The sequence below is a fragment of the Virgibacillus sp. MSJ-26 genome, assembly GCF_018918075.1.
Taxonomy (GTDB): domain Bacteria; phylum Bacillota; class Bacilli; order Bacillales; family Amphibacillaceae; genus MSJ-26.
Window position 1 is genome coordinate 19,102 of sequence record NZ_JAHLPW010000025.1, and the last position, 23,113, is coordinate 42,214.

Annotated in this window: 24 protein-coding genes and 1 other annotated feature; of the genes, 7 read left to right on the forward strand and 17 right to left on the reverse strand. The window is 35.9% G+C overall.

Going from position 1 to position 23,113, the window contains the following annotated elements; all coding sequences use genetic code 11:
- Positions 1 to 1,629: a carbon starvation CstA family protein gene (locus KQI49_RS16975; protein ID WP_216490781.1), complete on the forward strand. Its 1,629-nt coding sequence runs from the start codon at positions 1 to 3 to the stop codon at positions 1,627 to 1,629.
- Between the two features lie 171 nt (positions 1,630 to 1,800).
- Here KQI49_RS16975 and pepF read toward each other — a convergent pair whose 3' ends face one another.
- From pepF to KQI49_RS17010, 7 genes are all read right to left on the reverse strand, one after another.
- Positions 1,801 to 3,612: an oligoendopeptidase F gene (gene pepF, locus KQI49_RS16980; RefSeq protein WP_216490782.1), complete on the reverse strand. Its 1,812-nt coding sequence runs from the start codon at positions 3,610 to 3,612 to the stop codon at positions 1,801 to 1,803.
- Positions 3,613 to 3,704: 92 nt separating this feature from the next.
- Complete coding sequence (locus KQI49_RS16985; RefSeq protein ID WP_216490783.1) at positions 3,705 to 4,889, reverse strand: competence protein CoiA; 1,185 nt, start codon at positions 4,887 to 4,889, stop codon at positions 3,705 to 3,707.
- Positions 4,890 to 5,088: 199 nt separating this feature from the next.
- Positions 5,089 to 6,363 carry a group II intron reverse transcriptase/maturase gene (gene ltrA, locus KQI49_RS16990; protein WP_216490805.1) on the reverse strand — a complete coding sequence of 425 codons (1,275 nt, stop codon included), beginning with the start codon at positions 6,361 to 6,363 and terminating at the stop codon, positions 5,089 to 5,091.
- Between the two features lie 564 nt (positions 6,364 to 6,927).
- Entirely contained in the window at positions 6,928 to 7,608 is a 681-nt protein-coding gene (gene mecA, locus KQI49_RS16995) for an adaptor protein MecA (protein ID WP_216490784.1), read from the reverse strand.
- A gap of 349 nt (positions 7,609 to 7,957) precedes the next feature.
- Positions 7,958 to 8,353 carry a transcriptional regulator SpxA gene (spxA, locus tag KQI49_RS17000; protein WP_216490785.1) on the reverse strand — a complete coding sequence of 132 codons (396 nt, stop codon included), beginning with the start codon at positions 8,351 to 8,353 and terminating at the stop codon, positions 7,958 to 7,960.
- 439 nt (positions 8,354 to 8,792) lie between these two features.
- Positions 8,793 to 9,371 carry a GNAT family N-acetyltransferase gene (locus KQI49_RS17005; RefSeq protein ID WP_216490786.1) on the reverse strand — a complete coding sequence of 193 codons (579 nt, stop codon included), beginning with the start codon at positions 9,369 to 9,371 and terminating at the stop codon, positions 8,793 to 8,795.
- Positions 9,372 to 9,531: 160 nt separating this feature from the next.
- Positions 9,532 to 10,749, reverse strand: coding sequence for a putative glycoside hydrolase (locus KQI49_RS17010; RefSeq protein ID WP_216490787.1), 1,218 nt, complete (start codon positions 10,747 to 10,749; stop codon positions 9,532 to 9,534).
- Between the two features lie 333 nt (positions 10,750 to 11,082).
- Here KQI49_RS17010 and KQI49_RS18795 point away from each other — a divergent pair, with 333 nt between their 5' ends.
- A complete protein-coding gene (locus KQI49_RS18795) occupies positions 11,083 to 11,214 on the forward strand; it encodes a hypothetical protein (RefSeq protein WP_256439024.1) in 132 nt (43 codons plus the stop codon).
- A gap of 415 nt (positions 11,215 to 11,629) precedes the next feature.
- A complete protein-coding gene (locus KQI49_RS17015) occupies positions 11,630 to 11,938 on the forward strand; it encodes a DUF378 domain-containing protein (protein WP_216490788.1) in 309 nt (102 codons plus the stop codon).
- 44 nt (positions 11,939 to 11,982) lie between these two features.
- On the opposite strand, the gene KQI49_RS17020 is transcribed toward KQI49_RS17015, so the two are convergent.
- Positions 11,983 to 12,522 (reverse strand): NADPH-dependent FMN reductase, encoded by a 540-nt coding sequence (locus KQI49_RS17020; protein ID WP_216490789.1) that lies wholly within the window; start codon positions 12,520 to 12,522, stop codon positions 11,983 to 11,985.
- 328 nt (positions 12,523 to 12,850) lie between these two features.
- Positions 12,851 to 13,028: a binding site (T-box leader), on the forward strand.
- 74 nt (positions 13,029 to 13,102) lie between these two features.
- Between KQI49_RS17020 and trpS the strand changes: the two genes are divergently transcribed.
- Positions 13,103 to 14,092, forward strand: coding sequence for a tryptophan--tRNA ligase (gene trpS, locus KQI49_RS17025; RefSeq protein WP_216490790.1), 990 nt, complete (start codon positions 13,103 to 13,105; stop codon positions 14,090 to 14,092).
- 77 nt (positions 14,093 to 14,169) lie between these two features.
- Here the strand turns inward: trpS and KQI49_RS17030 are convergent, their stop codons facing one another.
- The 7 genes from KQI49_RS17030 to KQI49_RS17060 form a co-directional block, all read right to left on the reverse strand.
- Positions 14,170 to 14,577 (reverse strand): DUF2642 domain-containing protein, encoded by a 408-nt coding sequence (locus KQI49_RS17030; protein WP_253286907.1) that lies wholly within the window; start codon positions 14,575 to 14,577, stop codon positions 14,170 to 14,172.
- 205 nt (positions 14,578 to 14,782) lie between these two features.
- Complete coding sequence (locus KQI49_RS17035) at positions 14,783 to 15,556, reverse strand: YjbA family protein (protein ID WP_216490791.1); 774 nt, start codon at positions 15,554 to 15,556, stop codon at positions 14,783 to 14,785.
- A 75-nt stretch (positions 15,557 to 15,631) separates the two neighbouring features.
- Positions 15,632 to 15,838 carry a YuzI family membrane protein gene (locus tag KQI49_RS17040; RefSeq protein ID WP_216490792.1) on the reverse strand — a complete coding sequence of 69 codons (207 nt, stop codon included), beginning with the start codon at positions 15,836 to 15,838 and terminating at the stop codon, positions 15,632 to 15,634.
- A 304-nt stretch (positions 15,839 to 16,142) separates the two neighbouring features.
- Positions 16,143 to 17,378 (reverse strand): beta-ketoacyl-ACP synthase II, encoded by a 1,236-nt coding sequence (fabF, locus tag KQI49_RS17045; protein WP_216490793.1) that lies wholly within the window; start codon positions 17,376 to 17,378, stop codon positions 16,143 to 16,145.
- A 39-nt stretch (positions 17,379 to 17,417) separates the two neighbouring features.
- Positions 17,418 to 18,356, reverse strand: coding sequence for a beta-ketoacyl-ACP synthase III (locus tag KQI49_RS17050; RefSeq protein WP_216490794.1), 939 nt, complete (start codon positions 18,354 to 18,356; stop codon positions 17,418 to 17,420).
- Between the two features lie 165 nt (positions 18,357 to 18,521).
- Entirely contained in the window at positions 18,522 to 19,481 is a 960-nt protein-coding gene (locus KQI49_RS17055; RefSeq protein WP_216490795.1) for a BMP family ABC transporter substrate-binding protein, read from the reverse strand.
- 32 nt (positions 19,482 to 19,513) lie between these two features.
- On the reverse strand, positions 19,514 to 20,095 hold the full coding sequence (locus KQI49_RS17060) for a hypothetical protein (RefSeq protein ID WP_216490796.1): 582 nt from the start codon (positions 20,093 to 20,095) through the stop codon (positions 19,514 to 19,516).
- 138 nt (positions 20,096 to 20,233) lie between these two features.
- Between KQI49_RS17060 and KQI49_RS17065 the strand changes: the two genes are divergently transcribed.
- Complete coding sequence (locus KQI49_RS17065; RefSeq protein WP_253286908.1) at positions 20,234 to 20,401, forward strand: DUF2929 family protein; 168 nt, start codon at positions 20,234 to 20,236, stop codon at positions 20,399 to 20,401.
- Between the two features lie 94 nt (positions 20,402 to 20,495).
- Here the strand turns inward: KQI49_RS17065 and KQI49_RS17070 are convergent, their stop codons facing one another.
- Positions 20,496 to 20,843, reverse strand: a complete 348-nt coding sequence (locus KQI49_RS17070; protein WP_216490798.1) for a hypothetical protein — start codon at positions 20,841 to 20,843, stop codon at positions 20,496 to 20,498.
- 96 nt (positions 20,844 to 20,939) lie between these two features.
- Here KQI49_RS17070 and KQI49_RS17075 point away from each other — a divergent pair, with 96 nt between their 5' ends.
- Positions 20,940 to 21,761, forward strand: coding sequence for an undecaprenyl-diphosphate phosphatase (locus KQI49_RS17075; protein ID WP_216490799.1), 822 nt, complete (start codon positions 20,940 to 20,942; stop codon positions 21,759 to 21,761).
- Positions 21,762 to 21,839: 78 nt separating this feature from the next.
- Here the strand turns inward: KQI49_RS17075 and KQI49_RS17080 are convergent, their stop codons facing one another.
- On the reverse strand, positions 21,840 to 22,079 hold the full coding sequence (locus tag KQI49_RS17080) for a DUF2249 domain-containing protein (RefSeq protein WP_216490800.1): 240 nt from the start codon (positions 22,077 to 22,079) through the stop codon (positions 21,840 to 21,842).
- Positions 22,080 to 22,269: 190 nt separating this feature from the next.
- Here KQI49_RS17080 and KQI49_RS17085 point away from each other — a divergent pair, with 190 nt between their 5' ends.
- The gene (locus KQI49_RS17085) at positions 22,270 to 22,959 is read left to right on the forward strand and encodes a Crp/Fnr family transcriptional regulator (RefSeq protein ID WP_216490801.1); all 690 of its coding nucleotides are present in this window, start codon (positions 22,270 to 22,272) and stop codon (positions 22,957 to 22,959) included.
- Positions 22,960 to 23,113: the final 154 nt, after the last annotated feature.

Below are 23,113 nucleotides of genomic sequence, written 5' to 3' on the forward strand. Positions count from 1 at the left end.
ATGAACTTAGTGACATTGCTTTTAATTACAGGAATCATTTTCATCGTTGCCTATTACACGTATGGTAAATTTTTAGAGAAAAAATTAGATGTAGATCCCAATCGAAAAACGCCCGCAATCGAAATGTCTGATGGTGTAGATTACGTTGCTGCCAGGACACCCATCCTTCTAGGTCATCATTTTGCAACCATTGCCGGAGGCGGCCCGATTGTCGGTCCAGTCTCAGCAGCTGTTTTCGGGTGGATTCCAGCAGTGATATGGATTGTACTAGGGAGTATATTTGTAGGCGGTGTACACGATTATACCTCTCTACAAGCTTCGATAAGACATAAAGCCCAATCAATCGGTACTATCATTAAAGAGTATATCGGTGAACGTGGACAAACTTTATTTCTATCTTTTTCTATTGCAACACTTATTTTAATCGTAGGTGTTTTTGTTATTTTAGTAAGAGATACTTTTATTAGTGTTCCACAAGCTGCCACCTCTTCAATGCTTTTTATTGTGGTAGCCATCTTATTTGGTATTTTGGTCAATCAAATCCGTATGAATTTTATTCTAGCAAGTGTATTTGGTGTTGTTGCTATGTTTGTATGTGTCTGGCTTGGGAACGTGTTTCCACTTGAGTTAAGCGGATTTACATGGGTTGTGATTCTTCTTTTATATTCTTATATTGCATCTGTTTTACCTGTCTGGGTACTTTTACAACCAAGAGATTATTTAAATTCTTTTCTATTATATGGGATGATGATTGGTGCAACTTTAGGAGTTTTATTTGCCAATCCTGTCATTAAAATGGCTGGATATACAGGATTCCATAGTGAAACATTGGGCTACTTGTTCCCAATTCTATTTATTACGATCGCTTGTGGAGCTGTTTCTGGTTTCCATTCCTTAGTTTCATCAGGCACAACGGCAAAACAATTAGATAATGAAAAGAATGGGAAATTCATTACTTATGGCGGCATGTTAATTGAGGGCTTTTTAGCTGTTATTGCTATCGGTTCTGTTGCCTACTTATCGCAGGCAGATTTTTCCGCACGTTTGGCAGAATTAGGAGGGCCGATTCCGACATTTTCAGCTGGAATTGGGTTTTTAATGAGTCATTTCGGTCTTTCCGAAGTTGTAGGAACAACGTTTGTCGCTCTTGTAGCATCAGCCTTTTTGATGACAACTTTAGATTCTGCAACACGTCTAGGAAAGTATGCTGTTCAAGAATTTGCAGAAGGAAAATCAAAGTTCTTTACCGGGCAACATGTCTCCACAATTATTATCGTTATTGGAGCGGGAGCTCTTGCCATGTCAGGAACTTGGAATAAAGTGTGGCCACTCTTCGGCTCTGCCAATCAAATGCTCGGAGCGCTAGCTTTGCTTGCTGTCAGTGTCTGGTTGATGCGTAAAGGCGTTAAGGCGTGGTTTACAATTATTCCGATGATTTTTATGTTTATCGTTACACTCTCTGCGTTAGCAGTCCTTATCTACGAGAACATATTTACAGGTGCTGAACCGAATTATTTCCTTGCAGGATCAGCCTTTGTTCTACTAGTTCTTTGTGTTTTCTTAATTATTGAAGCTTGGAATTCCTTTATGGGTAAAAAAAATAAAGACGAGCCAATTAAAGCTTCTTAAATTATAGATAAGGTTACGTACAAAAGCGCGGGGCGCCCGATTAGGCTCAGGCAGGCTAGGTGCTGAAGCTGGACATGGCCAGTATCAGTATAAAGTTATCCACAGTTTCAAGACGGGTATAGTTACCTAAAAAAAGAGGTAGTCGATACGTTCGACTGCCTCTTTTTACGTTTATTTCAAAAGTATATTTTCCATTTCAGTTAGCTTTTCTTCAAAGACATCAAGTGCATCAAGGATTGGCTGTTTAGAGGTCATGTCAACACCAGCTTTTTTAAGTACCTCGATAGGATAATCACTGCTTCCCGCTTTCAAGAAGCCAATATATCGATCGACTGCCCCCTCTTCTCCACTTAAAATCTTATTGGCTAATGCTGTTGCTGCTGAATACCCTGTTGCATATTGATAAACATAATAATTCATATAAAAGTGCGGTATTCTCGCCCACTCAAGACCGATTTCCTCATCTGAAACAACGTCATCACCGAAATACTTTTTATTAAGATCATAATAAATTTCATTTAGTCGTTTAGAAGTCAGTGCTTCCCCATTTTGCAGGCGCTGATGGATATCATGTTCAAATTCAGCAAACATTGTCTGGCGGAAAAGGGTTCCACGGAAACCTTCTAAAAAATGATTTAATAAATATAACTTTTGCTTTTCATCTGTTAAGTGATTTAACATATAATCGTTTAACAGTGCCTCATTACAGGTTGAAGCCACTTCTGCTACAAATATTGAATAATTTCCATAACGGAAGGGCTGTGATTTACGTGTATGATAACTGTGCACAGAATGGCCTAGTTCATGAATTAATGTAAATAAGTCATTCACGTTATCTTGCCAATTCAATAAAATATACGGATTAGTGCCGTATGCCCCTGATGAATAGGCACCGCTTCGTTTACCTTTGTTTTCTTCCACATCAATCCAGCGATTCTTGAACCCTTCTTTAACGATGTCGATGTATTCAGATCCCATAGGTTTAAGACTGTCCAAGACGTATTCTTGAGCTTGTTCGTATGAAATTTTCATATCTACATCTTGAACAAGTGGCGTATACATATCGTACATATGCAACTCATCGAGCTCTAATACTTTCTTTCTTAAAGCAGCGTAACGATGTAATAGAGGCAACTTTTCGTTAACAGCTTCGACTAAATTGTCATAAACTTGTTCTGGAATTTTATTACCGTCCAGCGCTGCTCGTCTTGCCGAATCGTAGTTTCTAACTTTCGCATAAAAATTATTTTTCTTCACGTTTCCTATTAATGTCGATGCAAATGTATGCTGAAAATCTCCATAAGTGTTATACATCGCTTTAAAAGCTTCTTCCCTAACATTTCTATCTTTAGATTCCAAAAAGCCAATATATCTACCATGCGTCAAATCAACTTCTTCGCCTTTTTCATTTTTAATCGTTGGGAAGGTCAAATCAGCATTATTTAACATACTGAATGTCTCAGAAGCACTTGAAATCGGTTCAGACGCTTCAGCCAATAATTCTTCTTCTTTTTGACTTAACACATGAGCACGTTGCCTAGTGATTTCGTTAAGTGTATGGCGGTAAGGTTCAAGCTCTTTTTTTTCATTGAAATATTTTTCAAGAGTATCTTTATCAATCGTTAAAATTTCCGGCACGAGAAAACTCATGGAACTTGAAGCTAACGTCAATACATTTTCAGCTTTTGCATTAAGTGCCTGATAAAATGAATTCGTCGTATCTTCGTCATAGCGCATATGCGCATATGTATAAAGTTTACCTAAACGTTCTGACAAATTATCTTGTAGCTTTAAAACATCGTAAAGTGTATCTGCTGATTCAGCTACTTTTCCTTTGAAAGACAAAATCTCAGGAATGTCTTTCCTAAGGCTTTCTAGTTCTTCTTCCCATAAGTCATCTGTTGCAAAGATATCTTCTAATTTCCAAGTTCGTTCCTCTGGTACTTCGTTTCTAGTTTGTAGTTCTTTTGTAGATTTTGCCACTAAAAATTCCTCCCTTTAATACTTTGTATAAAAATTCATTTTATCCAAAAGAGCCGCTCTTACTAGTATAACGGATAATTGGTAAGATATGCTTATATTTTGTTTGATTTTTTTGAAGATATTTTATCAAACAATAATTTATCTCCCTCAATTGCTTCTTCTATATGTTTGTAGTGTGTTAGACTTTTAAGCTTTTTATAGTGATGTAATGTGGTTTCTTTTATAATCCGAAGATGTACTAGCCAATTTAAATATTCCTGGATAGGACAAACTGTGGATTGAATAAGGGGATACTCTCGAATAGCGTGACGATGATTTTGCAGTAGATAAATGCATTGCTGTAAAGTAAAAGATTGACCTATGTGAAGCGATTCAATAATATCTAAACAAAGACGGCTTTGCCAATCCCATAAAGAGGACTTCATAAGGTATTGAGTCGAAACCGGGAGATAAATCTCTGAAGGCAGCCACTCAATATATGACCGTTTTAAGTAAAGCCACTGAACCCAAGTCAACTCTTTTCCACGGGATACCGAACGAACTCTTAAACGAAAAAAGGTTTTCTCTCTTTTCCACAATGACATTAATTCTTTTCTTCTAAATCGCTGTCCTAAAAATAAATCATAAAAACTCATCTTATCAAGCTTGCTTATTCGCAGCTTGTGAGCAGCTCTTTTTTGACTTGTTAAATACAGATCACTCAAAATAAGAAATTGCTTGGCGTTAGGACAAAAATAATATAGAAAGTTGGCAGACTGAGGGTTAAACTGATGGATAAATTGGAGTGTGAAAGCATCGACTCTCAAGTAGTTATAACTTAATCTTTTAAATTGAGTAGCTCCCAATATCCAAATAGGATTGATGTCAAACGATTGGTAACTTCGATTTCTTTTTTGGATATCTTTAATGGAAATTCGTGAGCACTGAAATTCAATCACAATCCTTTTCCCATTAACGGTAAGATATAAATCTGGACGTTGATTAATCTCAGGAAGAAACTTCTCGAGGGTTACATTGATGTTTTGGTCCTTCAACCACTTATACAGTAACAGCTTTCCCTTCTCATGATAAGGACCTTCCCCACCTTTAATAGAGGAACATTTCGATTTGCTATAATGGGCAAAATGAGGAATCATATGCGGACCTGCTCGTACAATCACTTTTTCCTCACACGTGGGACAGTAAAAATTCGTTCGATATCGTATGTGCTTAATTTTATCTTGAGAAAGCATAGCCAGGGTTAATAACTTTCCATTTTCAGTTTTTGCTTGCAACATAACACATGATCACCACCTTATAGATATATTACGACACAAACTTTATTTCTCCTGCTTAATACATTAGAATATATTTAACTTTCTTTGTTTAAATTAAAACCGCCTTCAACTCGTTCTAATCGAGTAGAGGGAAAAGTTAAATAAACTTTTCGCCCCTCTCACACCACCGTACGTACGGTTCCGTATACGGCGGTTCAATTTATATCCCAGTGTGTACTTTTAAATAGTAATCTAAGGCAAATGGGATTCCCCTTTGCTTTAGACGCTTATTGGATAACGCTCTTTGAACTACTTTTGATAGCCCAATAAAACGATAACCTTTTCGGCAGAAGGTCAGACCCTTGGCTTCCTCTAAAGGTATACCAAGCTGTACAAGAGATTTAATTCTTCTCTTACTTTTCTTCCATTGTTTCCAAATAATCACACGCAATCTGGAGCGTAATTTCGCGTCAATTGCTTCAAGTGCTTTCTTCATATTGGCTATCTTGAAGTAAGTGACCCAACCAAAAATGACCTGTCTCAATTTAATGATTCTTACGTCTAGAGAAATACTCCAGTTCCGTTTCGTTAATTGGCGCAGCTTTCTTTGGAATTTCTGAATGGACTTCGGATGTGGTCTTAGCTGGAATTTCTTCTGATTTGAATCAAAGTAAAAACCAAACCCTAAAAACTTTGTTTTAGTGGGGCGAGAAATTCTACTCTTTTCCACATTTACTTTCAGTCCAAGCTTCTTCTCGATAAACTTTGTGATGGAAGTTAGTACTCTATTCGCTGCCTTCTCACTTCTGACGAAAATAAGGCTATCATCTGCGTATCTGACGAAACGCAATCCTCTTAACTCTAATTCCTTGTCCAACTGATTCAACATAATGTTACTTAAGAGCGGGCTCAGATTACCTCCTTGAGGAGTTCCGAGTGGTGTATCTTCATATTTACCATTGACCATCACACCGCTGACAAGATATTTTCTTATAAGAGATATGACATCTCCATCTTTAATCGTCTGAGAGATGATTCTCATCAATTTGTCATGATGAACGGTGTCAAAGAAACGCTCTAAATCAATATCTACCAACCATCCATGTCCGTCATTAATATATTCCAGTGCTTTCGTTACTGCCATTTCACAGCTTCGTCCTGGTCTAAAACCATAACTATGTTCGCTGAATTGTTGTTCGAATATGGGACTTAATTTCTGATTGATAGCTTGTTGAACCACTCTATCGACAACTGTGGGAATACCTAACTTACGCTTTTTTCCATTTTCTTTTGGAATCTCTACTCGTAATGCAGGTGCTGGTTGATATTTTCTTTTCCGAATTTGAGCACGAAGTTCATCTTTATGCTCTCTAAGGTGTACTTTCAATTCTTCTACACTCACCCCGTCGATTCCACTGGCACCTTTATTGCGGTATACACGTTTGTAGGCTTCATTCATATTTTGGTTACTTAAGATTTCTTCTAAAAGTTCCACACTCGTTTCTTCCTTTCCTTTCATGTGACGAAAAGACATTTCGATTTTGAGTATCCTTTGAGATACGCTCATACTTTCCTCATTAACACATTCTGAAATATATCTTTCGTGCAATCATGGCGTAGAAACACTATAAATTGTTCAGTCCTTCATAACTACTGTCACTACTACGACTTCGGCTGACTTCTCACGGTGAACCTTTTTCGACCGACTTTCTTAATAGGGGACTCCTCAGCCGTCCGTGAGATCTCCCAGGGTAAGACAACTATCTTTCCTCTTTTACTCGCCTAATCTACTCGGCTAGGGTTACGCACATCTTTTGGACTTTGACTTGTTTGGGAGCCTTATCCACCTATCGAGCCTTAGTATTAGATTTCTGTTCGTCGAGCCAAGATTTTGGTACACGCTTCCTTCAGCCCTTACCTCACAATAAGTACCTTGCGTCTCCCTAGTGGTTAGTCGATGTGTACCTCCACAGTGGACTTTCACCCCCTAGATAGATGCCATGCCTGGCACACCAAAAAAAAGATACCTTTCAGAGTTTCCTCTGTATAGGTATCAGTGTTAAACAGGAAAGTAAGTTCGGACTTGTGCGAATGTGTCATTTGCAAAGACGACTTTTCCATATTCCTCCAGTACATGAAGTGTCACATCAGAGTCATCGGCGAATTCAAGAACCTGACTAATAATATTCTCTTGAACGTAGTCATCATCCATATCCTCGAAAAATTCTACATATAAATAATATTTATCTTTGTGATGATATAAAGAGCTTCTAACTGAAGTTTGACTATCGTCAATGTAGTGACTTAATTGAATGACATATTCAAAATCATCGAAGCTTACGATGATCCATAAATTATCTTCACGACTATTTTCTTCATCTGTCTTATTTTTATCATTTGAACCAAATTTTTCTTCTAAAATACTTTCCATTTTGTCATCAATGGATACATCTATTGATCCCTCATCTGTTGGTAGCTCTAATTTCTCGCCACTTTTGGAAATTTGAGCTTTTGTTACCATGATTTCAAGGCCTTTTTCCATTGCCTGGACTTGTATCCATAACGGTCCTTCTACATTAAAGTCTTCTTTATAATTTACTTCATCCATCATTTGCCAGAATAACTGCTCACTACGTTCCCGATTGTACCAAATTTCTTCCCGCTCAAAACCTCGATCTTCAATATCACCGTACGAGATATAAAACTTTATCGTGTTCTCATTGATTCTCTCTATTTCCAATTGTGCCTCTCTCCCTTCATTAAGATTAGTAGGTGGAAGGGGTCCTTCACCTGTGACTATCTATACATTAAAGTTTGCCTTTATTATTCAATACCCTTATATATATTTATATATGCTTAAAAGTCTGTGCCTCATCGGTTACTAATATTAGTATATGAAAGTTAAGCATATTTGGAAATTTAAATGCCTATAAAGCATAGCTTTATTTTAAGTTAATAAGCATGATGTAAATAACCATTTTACAATACTTTAAGACTTTTGTCACCCACTTTTGTTTCTAAAAACAAGAAAAGCGTCGATCAATTTATTAGATCTACGCTTTTTAGCCAATTTTTGTTTTCTATTGGATTTAGTTAACCATACGCTGTGCTTCACGTAATTGGAAGGTTCTAACTGCTCTCGGTAGGAAACGGCGAATCTCATCCTCATTATATCCGACCTGTAGACGTTTATCATCCAAGATAATCGGGCGTCTTAATAATCCAGGGTTCTTTTGTATCAAAGTAAATAAATCTTTTAACGGCAATTGTTCTATATTTACATCCAATTGCTGATAAACTTTCGATCTTGTAGAAATGATTTCATCTGTTCCATCTTCTGTCATCCGTAGAATTTCCTTTATCTCTTCCAAGGTAAGCGGTTCAGAAAAAATATTACGCTCTTTAAAGGCAATGTCGTTTTCTTCTAACCACGCTTTTGCCTTTCTGCAAGAAGTACAGCTTGGTGAGGTATAAAGTGTTACCATATTACTTCACTCCTCATTTCTATGTCTAGTTATTTTGTAAACATTTATTAAATAATAATAAATTTAATTAACCTATTAAGTATAGTATACTACAATTGTCAAGCAAAAGGTAGGGGTGGATGTAAGTATTTTAAGTTTTTAATAAAGGTTTACATGTATTGTGTGTAGTAGTAAGATTCCCTATTTATCTGTAAATAAACCTTGAAAGAAAATTTAGCGAAAAATCTTCTGTTTTAAAATTAGAAATATAGTCCTCATAAACAACAGTAAATGAGAATGCAAGATACCAAGTTGATAAAGTGAAATTTTTTTAGTACAAATCGACTAACAGACAAAAACGAACAGTGAATGAAAATTAGCTGTAAAAAGCTTTCATTCACTGTTCGGATATTTATTTTGTCCTTAGCTAATATTCATTTATTCTTTATAATTTTTTAGCTCACTTAACGGATTCCAACAGATTCTCTGCCGTGTGTTCTTCATTATAAGTCAAGACTTCATTTACGGGCTGATACGATTTGCCATATAACTCCTTATCCTTATAAGTATGAATGGATTCATACATTTTCTTCATTTGATCATAAATGAAATCCTCTGTTTCTTCGCTAGGTGTCCAGTATAAGATTTCAAGAGTTGTTTCTTCATTCGTAGCTAGTGATTTACGATTATAATCAATCGACTGAGCGTGAGCGAACTCTTCCCGTTTATAAAAACGTAGGCGCTTAGCTGTGTCTGTATCGTCATAATTAATCGGTTCAACTTCTAAAATAATCGGTTTATTTCTGTTTTTAAGCTTTTCGATAAGCTGATGACCTAGGCCTTGACCACGTGACTTGGCAGAAACCCATAGATAGTCTATGAAAATAAAGTTCTTAAATTCTGCATACATCATGACATGATAAGGTCCTTCATCTTTATAATAAACATCGCCTTTTTCATCTAAGAGTATATCCATATGTCTTTTGGATTTCATTTCTTCCACTGGAAAATACTCATTTAACTTTTCATACCAATTCATTGAGTTAATCTACTCCTTTTTTTCTACTATGCTTTATTATAACGAACTGAGTTATCATCGCAACGACGTTATTTTGCTTTCAATAGCCCTCAGACCTTCTGTGTATACTTCTAAATAAAAAAAGAGCAGTATTCTTAAAAATACTGCTCTTTACCCTCGTTTATTCTACTTTATAATTAACACCTTTTGTATAAGAATTACCGGCATTCCAGAGTAAGTACTCATTAATACCATTTTCTTTAAGTGCTTTAATTTGCGCTTCAACCTCCGCGACACCATATTTAGTTGGAGCTCCACTATAGAGCCAAGGTGCTTCAAAGTCCTGAAGCCAAGGTCTCGAAACAGGTGGATTATCAAGTTCACCGAGCACTTTATTTTCTACTTTTGAGTATTCATTAACAAGTTTATAAGGTTCCTTATCTGGCATATCAATACCAAAATAAGAAGTCCAGTGACTTGGATAAATCATCGATGAAATAATATCCACATTATCTGCTATTTTAGAGAAGTTTTGACCAATTCCAGGTGTTTCTGGAATAGTGGCTGCATAACCAAATATATCAACAGAAACATCCACATCATAGTTTGAAAGTTCTTCTCTAGCGTAGGCAACAAAATCAGTAACAGCCTCAACTCGACGTTTGACGTTATCCAAATCGGAATCCTTATAATCACCTAATGTATATTCTAAGTCATCGTCACGCTTCTCAAAGCCTTCTGGAAAACGTACATAGTCAAATTGAATTTCTTGGAACCCCATTTCAGCTGCCATTTTTGCAACACCGACGTTATAGTCCCATACTTCTTTTTCAAATGGATTAACAAATGCTTCCCCTTTACCGTTTTTCCAAACTTTACCATTTTCTTTGAATGATAGTTCAGGCTTGTTTTCAGCTAACACGGAATCCTTGAATACAACTACTCTTGCTATAGGATAAATTTGTTTTTCTTCTAAAACTTTCATCATTTTTTCTGGATCGTCTATAAAATCAGTCGCTATATCATCAAATGGGGAACCCTCTTCAGGTGTAAAAGTAATATTCCCATTGTCTTCTTTTACATCAATCACCATCGTGTTTAAATCAGTACTATCAATTAAATCAACTAAGGAATTAAAGCGTTCACCACCAGCGGAATTCCCAGTGACATAGATCCCTCTGACCGTATCAGGATATTCGAAATTATAACCAGAATTGAACTTAAATCGTGCTATGTTTTGATTGACATCTATTGAACCAAGCGATGTTTTTCTTTCTTTATGTAATGAGGCTTGTAATTCATGCTCTCCACTACTAGTAGTTGCAATCAGCAGAGGAATGGAAATACCTACTAGGAGAATACCTATTAGCAGATAAAGCTTTGTTTTTTTATTTTGCATTCTTCAGTCTCCTATTCTTTGTTTAATACTGGGATTTATCCTAATACGACATTCTTTGACATAAGTATGCTTGTTTAGTAATGATTCCCTAATTTCCTTATATAATAACATGAATTTTTCAATTGAGTAAACATAATTAGAGTGAAAAGATAATTCGTTAATTGGAGGCGTTCTTATTAGAACACAGTCTAGCGATTTTTACGACAAATTACGACATTTTTAATTATATTTACTTAAATAGTCGGCTTCTGTAATTTTCAGTGTATAGTATCCATTTACCAACTTAAAATAAGAAATGGTATTGCAAATAACGAAATAAAGGAGATTAAATTGATGAATGAAGAACATATCGTTAAAGAACTAAATGAGTATTTAAAAGGAGAGTACATGGGAAGGTATAAACAAAGTAGAAAAAATCGTCAGAGGCGAATTAGATTCAACAAGCCTTCAACTCGTTCAAGATAATTTATCTGACGACAGAAATCATATTAACGAGTTAAACCAATTTTTTCAATAGGAGTGGTTTTCCATGAAGGGTTTATTGATTTTTTCAAGTGTGGTACTTCCTTTGTTGATGTTTTTAATGGCCAAAAAGTGGACTACCCTGTCATTCATCTTTAACTTAGTTGCCCTTCTGTCATTATTAATATTTGGGAACATTGCTTCCATTTCGATTTACAAAATCATTAGGGATAGTACAGTGTTCATGACAAATATTCATGCTATTTTTTTGAATCCTTTTTTCTTAGTCACTGCCTCATATTTAGGATTATATGTCATTTACCTATTATTGAACCTAATTTTAAAGAATGATTAAACGCATAAGATCGCCTTGAAAGCGAAAGATAAAAGTAATTAATTTCTAGGAGGTGAGCTTAATATGGATACCTTGAAACGCATTGCCTTAACGTTGCTTATTATTGGAGGAGTCAATTGGGGGTTAATTGGTTTATTCCAATTTGACTTAGTAGCTGCAATGTTCGGAGGCCAAAATGCTGCTTTTTCCCGAGTGATTTACACACTTGTCGGGATTAGCGCTTTAGTTAGTATAGCAATATTATTTGATCCTTTGTCAGATGCCACAAACGAAGACGATTATCAGCCGATCCAGACAAATAAAGCAAATTACGGAATGGAAATGGGAGATGAAAATGATCCTGATTACTTCCATAATGATGATCAGAAATAAGTAAGTATACTTAAAAAGCGGGTAGAATGCCCGCTTTTTAAGTATTATTTAGATACAACGTATTTTTGCAATCGAACCATTTCTTCAGAGAGTGCTCGAATTCTTATCTTCACATTGTCATCAATAATTTCGTTCACATCACTAAAACAATCGCTATGAACAAACACATTTGTAGATGGGACCAAACCTTTAAGGTAAGATAGGATGGGTTTTAATTGATAATCAGCTACAAGAAAGTGCTTCTCAACAGCTCCTGTTGTGATGATTCCCGTTACTTTTCTTTTAAATGCATCCACTGGAAAATGATCTAACAAATTTTTCAGAGCACCCGAGATAGATGCCTGATATATTGGTGTTCCAAACACAAGGATATCTGCTGATAAAATTGTATTAACAACATTCCAAGTATCATCGCTATAATAAGATAGCGGTTCCCCGCGAGCAAATTCAATATTGTATTCTTTCATTTCAATCAGTTCTGTTTCTATATTTGAATCAAAGTCTTTTGCTGCTTCTAATACATTATGTAAGACGACAGTCGCTTTCCAGCCAGTCAGTTCACCAGCGACCCCTACTATTTTCATTTCACTGCCCCCTAAATTAATTTCCGTATATTTGATTATATCATTGTTCATTTAGAATACCTTAATATTTAGTTTTCGATTGATTATTTGAATGTTCTTATAATGTATAATTAACGTTAGATATATAAATAAAGGAAGTGAGTCATGGCTTACGTACGAAATCAGAGGAATTGTTAATTATGGATTTTTAAATTGAATGATTTTCTTTAATGATCTTTTACCCCGATTTATCCCGACGTTTGAACATCAATATAATAAAATTATAATCAATAATGAACGTCTCTTGATTTTATAAGTATAAATCGTTTATAATAATATCAACTTAATAATATAAGCAATGAAAAAGGCGTAGTACAATTACCCGCTGATGATTAGAGAACTTGTGGCTGGTGAAAACAAGTATCAAGGTAAATTGGAATTGGACTTTGGAGCTTTGTTCGTGATCAAGTGATCTTGCTAATATGGCAGGATAATTAGGGTGGCACCGCGGTTCATTCGTCCCTTCGTTTATCGATGGGATGGATGAATTTTTTTATGGCTCTTCATCCCATCCAATCATCATAAAATTGGAGTGAGTGAGATGAAAGTTATTTTTTCAGGTATTCAGCCAAGTGGTACGTTAACTCTTGGTAATTATTTAGGAGCGCTACAACAGTTCACAGAATTACAAAATGATCATGATTGTTATTTTTGTATCGTCGATGAACACGCGATTACTGTCCCACAGGATCGATTAAAATTAAGAGATAATATTCGCTCTCTTGCTGCTTTATATTTAGCGTCAGGAATTGATCCAAAGAAAGCAACGTTGTTTATCCAATCTGAAGTGTCAGCGCACGCTCAATTAGGATGGATGATGCAATCTATCAGCTATATAGGCGAGCTCGAACGAATGACTCAATTTAAGGATAAAGCTGAAGGTAAATCCGCTGTATCTTCTGCTCTTTTTACCTATCCTGCTTTAATGGCAGCTGATATCTTGCTGTATGGAACAGATATTGTACCTGTTGGCGATGATCAAAAACAACATTTAGAATTAACGCGGAATTTAGCGGAACGGTTTAATAATCGTTACAACGATATTTTCACCATGCCTGAAGTGCGGATTCCAAAAGTTGGCGCGCGTATCATGTCCCTGCAAGAGCCGACTAAGAAAATGAGTAAATCAGATGAAAACGAAAAAGGTTTTGTGTCAATGCTTGATACTCCTAAGAAAATTGAAAAGAAAATTAAAAGCGCAGTGACTGACTCTGAAGGTATTGTGAAATATGATAAAGAGAATAAACCAGGTATTTCAAACTTACTTACCATTTATTCTAGCTGTACTGGAGAATCCATTGAAGACTTAGAGAAAAAATATGAAGGTAAAGGGTATGGCGATTTTAAGCAAGATGTTGCTGATGCAGTTGTCAATCTCTTACAACCTTTGCAAGAAAGATATAATGAGCTAATCAACTCACCTAAGTTAGATGATATTTTAGATGATGGTGCAGACAAGGCATCATTTAAAGCAAATAAAATGCTGAAAAAGGCAAATAAAGCAATGGGACTTGGCAGAGTGAGAAAGTGACATTGCATTCTTGTTCAATAGGGCTAATTCATAGTTTTTCAAGTGTCTTATGAATTAGCCCTGTGATTTATCAGTATTTACTCTAACGGTAATCCTTCAAAATAAACAATTTCATCTAATCGAATATGCAACGCACGATCCTTCCCTATATTAAGTTGAATATGATCTATTGCCACACCAGCTAGTTTGCCTTTAACTTCCTTGGCCGATGTTTGAACTGTAATATCCAGTCCTTGGTGTCGACTTAAATGATCAAGGAAAACAGGATTAACATTGGTTACATAACGATTTGACTGAGGTATCTTTTTCACGGGATGAATGTCTGTGTAAGCTGCTGGACTTTGATTAACATAATCTGGTTGAGCAATCGCGTGCATTTTTGGTTTTGGGCTCTCCTGTCGTACATCCATATCCTGCACCTGGGGATAAGGCATCACTGTGTTGGGATACGAGTAACTTGGATAATATCCATAGTTATGATACATATTAATGACACTCCTTCATTATTAATTATTCCTACCTATAATATGTAAATAAAATATAGGACGTTCATCTATGTGATTAATCATTTTAATTCATAAGACTCTGAGGGCTGGGCGCTGAGACATGGCAATTTCAGTATAAATTATCCACAGTAATTTTAATATTATAGTTTCCTTAATTACTAAAAAAATCAGTGAGGAGCATTCCTCACTGATTTCTTGATTTTTGCTTAAACATTGGTGTGCCTTGCTCATTTTCAATTTCCCACATTCTCTCCAGAAATGGCTGACCTTTAATTAACTTGGCACATAAGTCTTCATGCGCATCAGTCCATCCTTTTTTAACCCCATTGAATAGTTCTTGCCAAACTTCTTCTTCATCCAAAAAACGAATAAATTCATATCCCTTTGGATCCCACTCTGTTAACCAATAACGTAATTCTTCTAAATTATTCGAGGTTCTTAACTGATCGAGACCCATCATAAGCAATTGTTTCATTTGACGTTCACGGCGTGTTAATCCATGAATATATTCTGGAGCCAATGATAATATATGATACTCTTTTTGATAAACTGCTTTATCAAATGGGATATTCTTAGGTTTAGTGTTTTTTATCATGTCATATACCATTTGTTCTTGACGGGGAATTAACCTACTTTTTCGAATGGGAATTGAGTAACCAATCGTGTCAAATACAACAATGTCGTTGCCGTCAGTCACAATACATGCGTATTCTAACCCGGTGCGCTCTTGCCCTTTCCTAACATAGGCTCTTTTATATATCATATCAAGTAAACTTTTTGGTAAATCTTGCATATCATTTTCAATATGGTTATATAATTCTTCCGTTATGTACACCAAAGGTACCTGATCCAAAAGTTCAATCTTATCTTCTTTCCTCCACTCATGGAAATAGCAAATATTATAAGCATTTTCTTCACCTTCAAACCAATTTACCCAGACATCATGCATGTATAACATTTATCAACCCTCGCTTTTTTGATTCATTTAACATTCATTATGACCAAAAGGGTATAAAATTATTCGGGCTCATTCCTATGATTTGTTTGGAAAATGGTAAATGACAATACTTATAATTAATAATCCTACTGGAAAAAAATAAGCTTCCACACGACCTTGTATAAAAATAAAATACTCAATCCATGTCACTCCAGCGAGTAAAAAGTTCATATATGCAATAAGAATGGCTCCACCTGAAACAGCTAGTCCAAAACCTATTAAAAATAAAAAAACATACCCCATTTTATAATCCCACCCATACTTGTCCACATCCTCTATCTTAGTTTATGCGATGTTGGTGAAATTAATGACGGTGGTGTATTGTATTTTTCGGCTTATCGATGGATGCTCTATCTGTTTTTTCAAATTTAATAGCTTAGAACACGAGAGATATCTGTCACGATACAATTCCGCCTAAAATAAAAATATATATCATGAAACCACCTCTCACGATACGAATTTATCCAAAACAAAAAAGCTGACTCTTAAATGATTTACTTTGTTTTTTAAAAGCATGTAAATCACTAAAAGTTCAGCTCTTTATATTTTACTTATATTCTTTAAATATTAAAGATGCATTATGGCCTCCAAAGCCTAATGAGTTACTTAGAACCGCATTAACTTGTTGTTTACGTGATTCATTCGGTACATAGTCTAGATCACAATTCGGATCTGGTGTTTCATAGTTTATCGTTGGTGGGATGATATTATCGTTAATAACTTTTACCGAAATAACAGCCTCTACCCCACCTGCTGCACCTAACAAATGACCAGTCATGGATTTTGTTGATGAGACTGGCAGCCTTTTGGCATATTCTCCAAACACATCCTTAATGGCTGATGATTCATAAGGATCGTTCAAGTCTGTACTTGTGCCATGGGCATTAATATAATTAATATCCTCTGGCTTTAACTTTGCATCTTCAAGCGCCTGCTTCATAGCCCGCTTAGCACCTTCGCCATCTTCAGCTGGAGCAGTGATATGGTAAGCATCACCTGTTGAGCCATACCCGACAATCTCAGCATAAATTGTCGCACCACGCTCTAATGCACTGTCTAATGTTTCAAGAACTAAAATTCCAGCTCCTTCTCCCATCACAAATCCGTCACGATTTTTATCGAATGGGCGACTTGCTTTCGCTGGATCTTCGTTAAATGACAATGCCTTCATGGATGAGAATCCAGCGAAAGCCATATTGGTTATCGGGGCTTCTGTTCCACCGGTAATTATATAATCAACATCTCCCCGCTTCACTGCTTTATACGCGTCCCCAATGGAATTCGCTCCTGAAGCACACGCCGTCACTGTACATGAATTGATTCCTTTTGCTCCAAGTTGAATGGATACTTGTCCAGCAGCCATATCGGGAATCATCATTGGTACGAAAAAAGGACTTACGCGGCGATAACCTTTATTCAAAAACCGCTCATGTTGTTCCTCATACGTTCCCATTCCACCGATTCCTGAACCAATCCATACACCAACTCGATCAGCTATTTTTTCATCAATCACTAAGTTAGCGTCTTCTACAGCCATTTTAGAAGCAGCCACAGCATATTGGGTAAATAAATCCATTTTACGGGCATCTTTTTTAGATATATAAGGTGTATAATCAAAGCCTTTCACTTCTGCTGCTATTTTTGCAGGGAAGTCATCTTTGTTTACCTTGGTGACATAATCAATACCTGATACTCCTTTTAATAAATTATCCCACATGGAATCGACATTATTACCGACAGGAGTAACAGCACCAAGCCCTGTTACGACCACTCTTCTTTCCATTGAACATCCTCCTATAATCCTTGATCTCTATGTCCTATTTTATCTGCCCCAACGTAGTGCAATCGCACCCCAAGTAAGACCTGCTCCAAAACCGACCATGACAATTAAGTCGCCATCTTCAATCTTACCATTCTTAACAGCCTCAGATAAAGCCATTGGTATAGATGCAGAAGAGTTATTACCATATTTTTTAATTGAAGTCGCCATTTTATCCTCAGAAATGCCTAGACGTTGTCGGGCGGCCTCCATGATACGGATATTGGCCTGGTGTGGGATAAGGTAGTCAATATCCTCTTTTTTATAACCTGACTCCTCAATCACTTTCACCGCAGAATCTGGCATTTGTCTAACAGCAAATTTAAAGACCTCGCGTCCATTCATTATAAGATGATTTTTATCATTTTGATATAAATGCTCACCACCTGAACCGTTTGCTCCAAGTTCGAATGATAAAATCCCTTTTCCTTCAGAAACTTCTCCCATAACAGCCGCACCTGCACCGTCACCAAAGAGTACACATGTATTTCGGTCTGACCAGTCCGTGATTTTTGATAACTTCTCAACACCAATCACGAGCACATGTTTATATACCCCTGTCTGGATGAATTGCTGTCCTGTCACCACACCATACATAAATCCAGCACAAGCAGCACTCACATCCATAGCAGCTGCTTTTGTTGCCCCCAAGCGTTCTTGGAGCATACATGAAACTGATGGAAAAGGCGTATCAGGTGTAACTGTCGAAACTAGTATTAAATCAATATCTTCAGCTGACACATTAGCTTCTTCTAAAGCATCCTTAGCGGCATAATATGCCATATCTGACGTATCTATATCATCGGTTGCAATCCTACGTTCTTCTATACCTGTCCGTGACGTAATCCATTCGTCACTCGTATCTACCATTTTTTCCAAATCAGCGTTTGTTAGTACATTTTCGGGTGCATAATGACCCGTACCCAGTAAACCAACATCCATATAGACATCCCCTTACAGTAATGTTTATCATCAAATCTTATGACTTGGTACTAATTTTAATGCATAATTCACTTCGATGCAAGTTCATTTTTTCAAAAGAATAAAGGAGTATTATATTTTATTGAAGTTGTACCTTAGGACACTACTTAGCTTGCGATCATATTTCTATCTTTGATATGGAAGAAGTCCTGTTTTTTTATACTTCTCAATCTCGTCATTCAGCATATTTTGGTACTCTTCTGGCACGGTTGGACTAAATTCTCCTAAAGAAACAATGTCATCTTCAAAACCAAATGTTAAAATTCCTTCTTCTAGGTCGCCGCGATTAAACTTTTTAGCAATTTGTTCGTATGTTCTTTCAACATCGCGGACAGTACTTGTCAAGACTTTGGTAGAGTCAACCCTATCTGGTCTTTCCAAGAAACCTATCGCATTGATATTATTTTCACTCGCACTATTAATAATGTCTTCACTAAAAAAGTTACCTGCAGGATAAATAACGTCTATTTGTTTTTCAGACATTTTTTCATAACGTTGCATAGCTACATTTTTATCATCCCAGTCATTAATATAATCAATATGTATATCTGCTAATTGATTTTCATATTTAGCTCCTTCAAAAAAGCCCTCAATCTCAGGTTGCCATTCATACGCAGATATAGCTGCGATATGGTTTGTTTTTGTCATTTTTCCGGCGACCATACCTGCAAAGAAACCCAAGGCATGGGAGTTAAACTGAACACTTGTCACGTTTTCAGCATAATGGTTGCCGTTAAAGTAAATAAAATGAACGTCAGGATACTGACTTGCGATTTCTACAAATGTTTTACCAAAATAACTGCCATGACCATAAATGAGATTAACACCCTCTTCTACAAAATCATCCACTGCATGAATTATTTTTTGTTTCTCATTTATATTTTCTTCATATATCGTATCTGTTTCAAATTCATCTTTAAGATGTTGTAAACTTTGTAAACCTTTTTTATTCCATGTACTATCGTCAAGGGAGCCTTCTACGAGCATTCCCACTTTGTTTATTTTATTATTATCAAGAAACTGAATGCATCCGGTCATCATTACAATTACAATGAGTAGGCTGATCAAAAAATAAATTTTCTTCAATGTATGCACTCCATTCAAGTCCACAGTCTGATTCAATAAAAAGTTTGGAACTTCTGATAGTGCTCCAGCACTTTATTAAAATCATTTTGTATAGACCTATTGTCACGAAGATAAACAAAGTTTTCAAGTAGCGCATTAGATATATTTTTTTCTCGCCTGGAAAGCACACGGATTGTGGATGGCAGATAGGTATTAATATTGACCCATTGGTATATAGCAGATACAAAATCCTCTATGCTAGCGGCTCCTTGAAGTAGTTTCTCTTTCTGCTTTTCATTCATTTTGATTTTTTCAGCAGGCATCCACTCACCTATTAAATAAGGAGCATAGACAATATGCTCTATATTTTCATGAATCGATTCCGGCTTTATAATCTTTAAAATGGACTCATGGTTAGTATCAGTATTACATACTTCAATAATTAAATGTTTTTTTTCTTTCTTATTGATTGGGTTAAGTGAAAAAGAGTCATTTCGAGCTACAAACATGGACAAAAATTCTTTTTTAGGTGTATCAACATTGTCTTTGCCGATCACAGTATAGCCTTCTTCAAGCAAACGGTTAATAAGATGAAAACCTATCCAATGAAAACAATTTTCAACTCTAATATACATAATTTTACCTCCATTTTATTCTTTCTTATAAAACGCTTTTATTTTAGGGCTTATTTTGATAAACTGTAAACATACATTGTGTTTATTTAAGTAATTTTAATCAACATTGTGAATGAGGTGTTAGTGGTGCGATACATAATGGTAGCAATTTGGTCCATTCTTATTGGAGCGGTTGTTTCTTACGTTCTTACAAGTATGGCTAATGAACCGTTCAATTTAACTTCAACCTTTGTATTAGCTGCAATTTTTGCGATATTTGTCATCCTCATGGGGGATGTCGTCTTAAAAGAACGGAACGAACACTAAAATATCCAATGAAGAACCCTTGCCATTAGTCTATGATGGCAAGGGTTTTTTCTTGTGTTCTTTAACCACTTTATAAAAAAAGAACATTAATACCTTAATACCAAGGTAATATACTGATTGCCGTTAAAGCTGCTAACGGCAATATTAATCTTTTAAACCTATTCCCTGGCCCGTAACCCCCTCCATATCCGCCATAACCTCCATAGCCTGGATAACCGTAACCGGGAGGTCCATAACCATATTGCCGATCAAAATGACGCTGATCAGACTCCATGTTCCCCTGTATTTCATGTGGTTCTATCGGCACTGCCATATACACATATTCATCGTCCAACCCAGTCACAATTCCATCTAATTTTGAACCATCATGTGTCTCAGCTAGGACATATGAGTGCATATGCTGCTTACATAAATCATACATATGTTTATTATCATGTCTCATATTCTTATTACCTCCTCACATCTAGACTATTCAAAAGCCTATAACTCGTGACGCTAGTTTGATGTTTTATTTATGATTTTATTTAGGAGGCTGCCTATGCTAATATCCGCAAAACTATGGCTATTGTTAAAGTATTTTATTTTAGGAACAGTACAAGGATTAACCGAACCGCTACCTGTATCGTCAAGCGGCCATATGGTTATGTTACGTCATTTATTTGCAATTGAAAGCAACGGATTATCTTTTGAAATTCTTGTCAATGCTGCGTCCCTTTTGGCAATATTACTTATTTATCGAAAAGATATTTTTCGTTTACTTAAAAATGGGACACGCTACTTAATATATCAAAACGCAAGTGAGAAAAGTGATGGATTTTATGTCGTTTTACTCGTGATAGCGACAGTTCCTACCGCTATCACTGGTCTTTTGTTTGAAGATTTCATTAGTGAGTCGTTGGGTTCTATAAAAACTGTAGGTGTCACACTTATAGTCACAGCATATGCTCTATGGCTCATTCGTAATCTAAAAGGGTCAAAAGATGATCAGCAAATAACAATCAAAGATGCACTTATTGTAGGGCTTGCGCAATCTGTCGCTCTTGTACCGGGGATCAGTCGATCGGGGGCAACAATTGTTGCTGCAATGTTACTTGGTATGAAGAAAGAGTCGGCCTTACGTTTTTCATTCTTGCTCTATATTCCTGTCAGTTTGGGCATCACAATACTATCGATTGGTGATATAGTGAAAGACTCTCAGTTTAATTTACTAGCCATCCCTTATACCATTGCTTTCATTTCGTCTCTAATAGCTTCTTTTTTGGCGCTAAAATGGTTTATTAATATAATGAAGAAAGGGAAACTTATTTACTTTTCCCTTTATTGTTTAGCTATCGGTGTTTTGATCATTATTTTCACCTAGAATTCCGCTTAAAAAACTGAATAGAATACAAAAGCAAATCAACCTCTTGTAATTTAGAGGTTGATTTGCTTAACTTTTTTATATTTTACCAATTATAACTCGCCATTTGTCTGGTCCGGTTTGTAGGTATTCCCATTTAAATGCACCTTCGCGTTCTATCATAAATTGATAATGTAATGGTTTTGGATCATGATCATTTGATAGTTCAAAGCTTTCGCCAGGTTTTAACTTATCAAAGGTTTCGATAATTTTTGGATGTCGGATTTTAGGTTCTAAGTCGGGAGCATATATTTTTGCAACACATTTTAACTGGGGCATTTTTCACACTCTCCTATACTTATATTTATTTTACATTTCTATTGTAACTTTCCTTTAGAATGATGTCTGTGACGTCACGCATCATCCAACGTGATATTCATCACATGTTATTCTTTTGTTTTATAAACAATGTACTCTCATGCTATTATTAATTGAAGGTTCTTTTTATGTTGTGAAGGAGGCTGTTATTGTGAATGAATCGACTATTCAAAATTTGTTACAACAATTTCCGATTTTTAAGGATTTAACTAATCTAGAAATGAAGCCAATATTAGAAATTGCGAATCATAGAATGTACAGGCAGGGCACTCACATATTCATGCAAGGTGATCCTCTAACCAACGTCTATTTCATCCAACAAGGGAAAGTAAAAATATATCGAACTGATTTTCATGGGAAAGAGCAAATTGTTAATATGCTGCAAGCTGGGGATATGTTTCCACATCAGGGGTTTTTTAGACAAGACGATTACCCTGCTCATGCAGAAGTGGCGGAAGATGCCGTATTAATTTATATACCTATTAGTTCATTTGAAACCATTCTCACATCCTATCCTGAAATAAGTATCAAATTACTACGAGTTCTCGGCGATATTATCGTGGATCTTCAAACTCGTCTGGAAGAAAAAATTTTACGCAATACATATGAGCAAATTATATTATTACTTTTACGCCTAGGTAAGAGCCATGGCAAAGTAATCGATGACCATATCATTCAAATTAATACGCAATTTACAAATAAAGAATTAGCGAACATGATTGGTTCTAGTCGTGAAACAGTCAGTAGAACATTATCCCAGTTGAAAAAGGATAAAATTGTATGCGAGAAAGAGAGCTTTTTGCTATTTGATAAAGAAGCATTGGAAAATGAATTATTTTAGGGATTATTCTTGATTAAAAAAACTGTTAACAAGAATAAACTGGACCCTAGATAATAGACACTGATAAAAAACAGTCAGTCGCCCTCTATTATCTAGGGTTTTTTTATCGTACAATAAAATAAAATGATGAGGTGTGAATGATGGGTGTCAATTA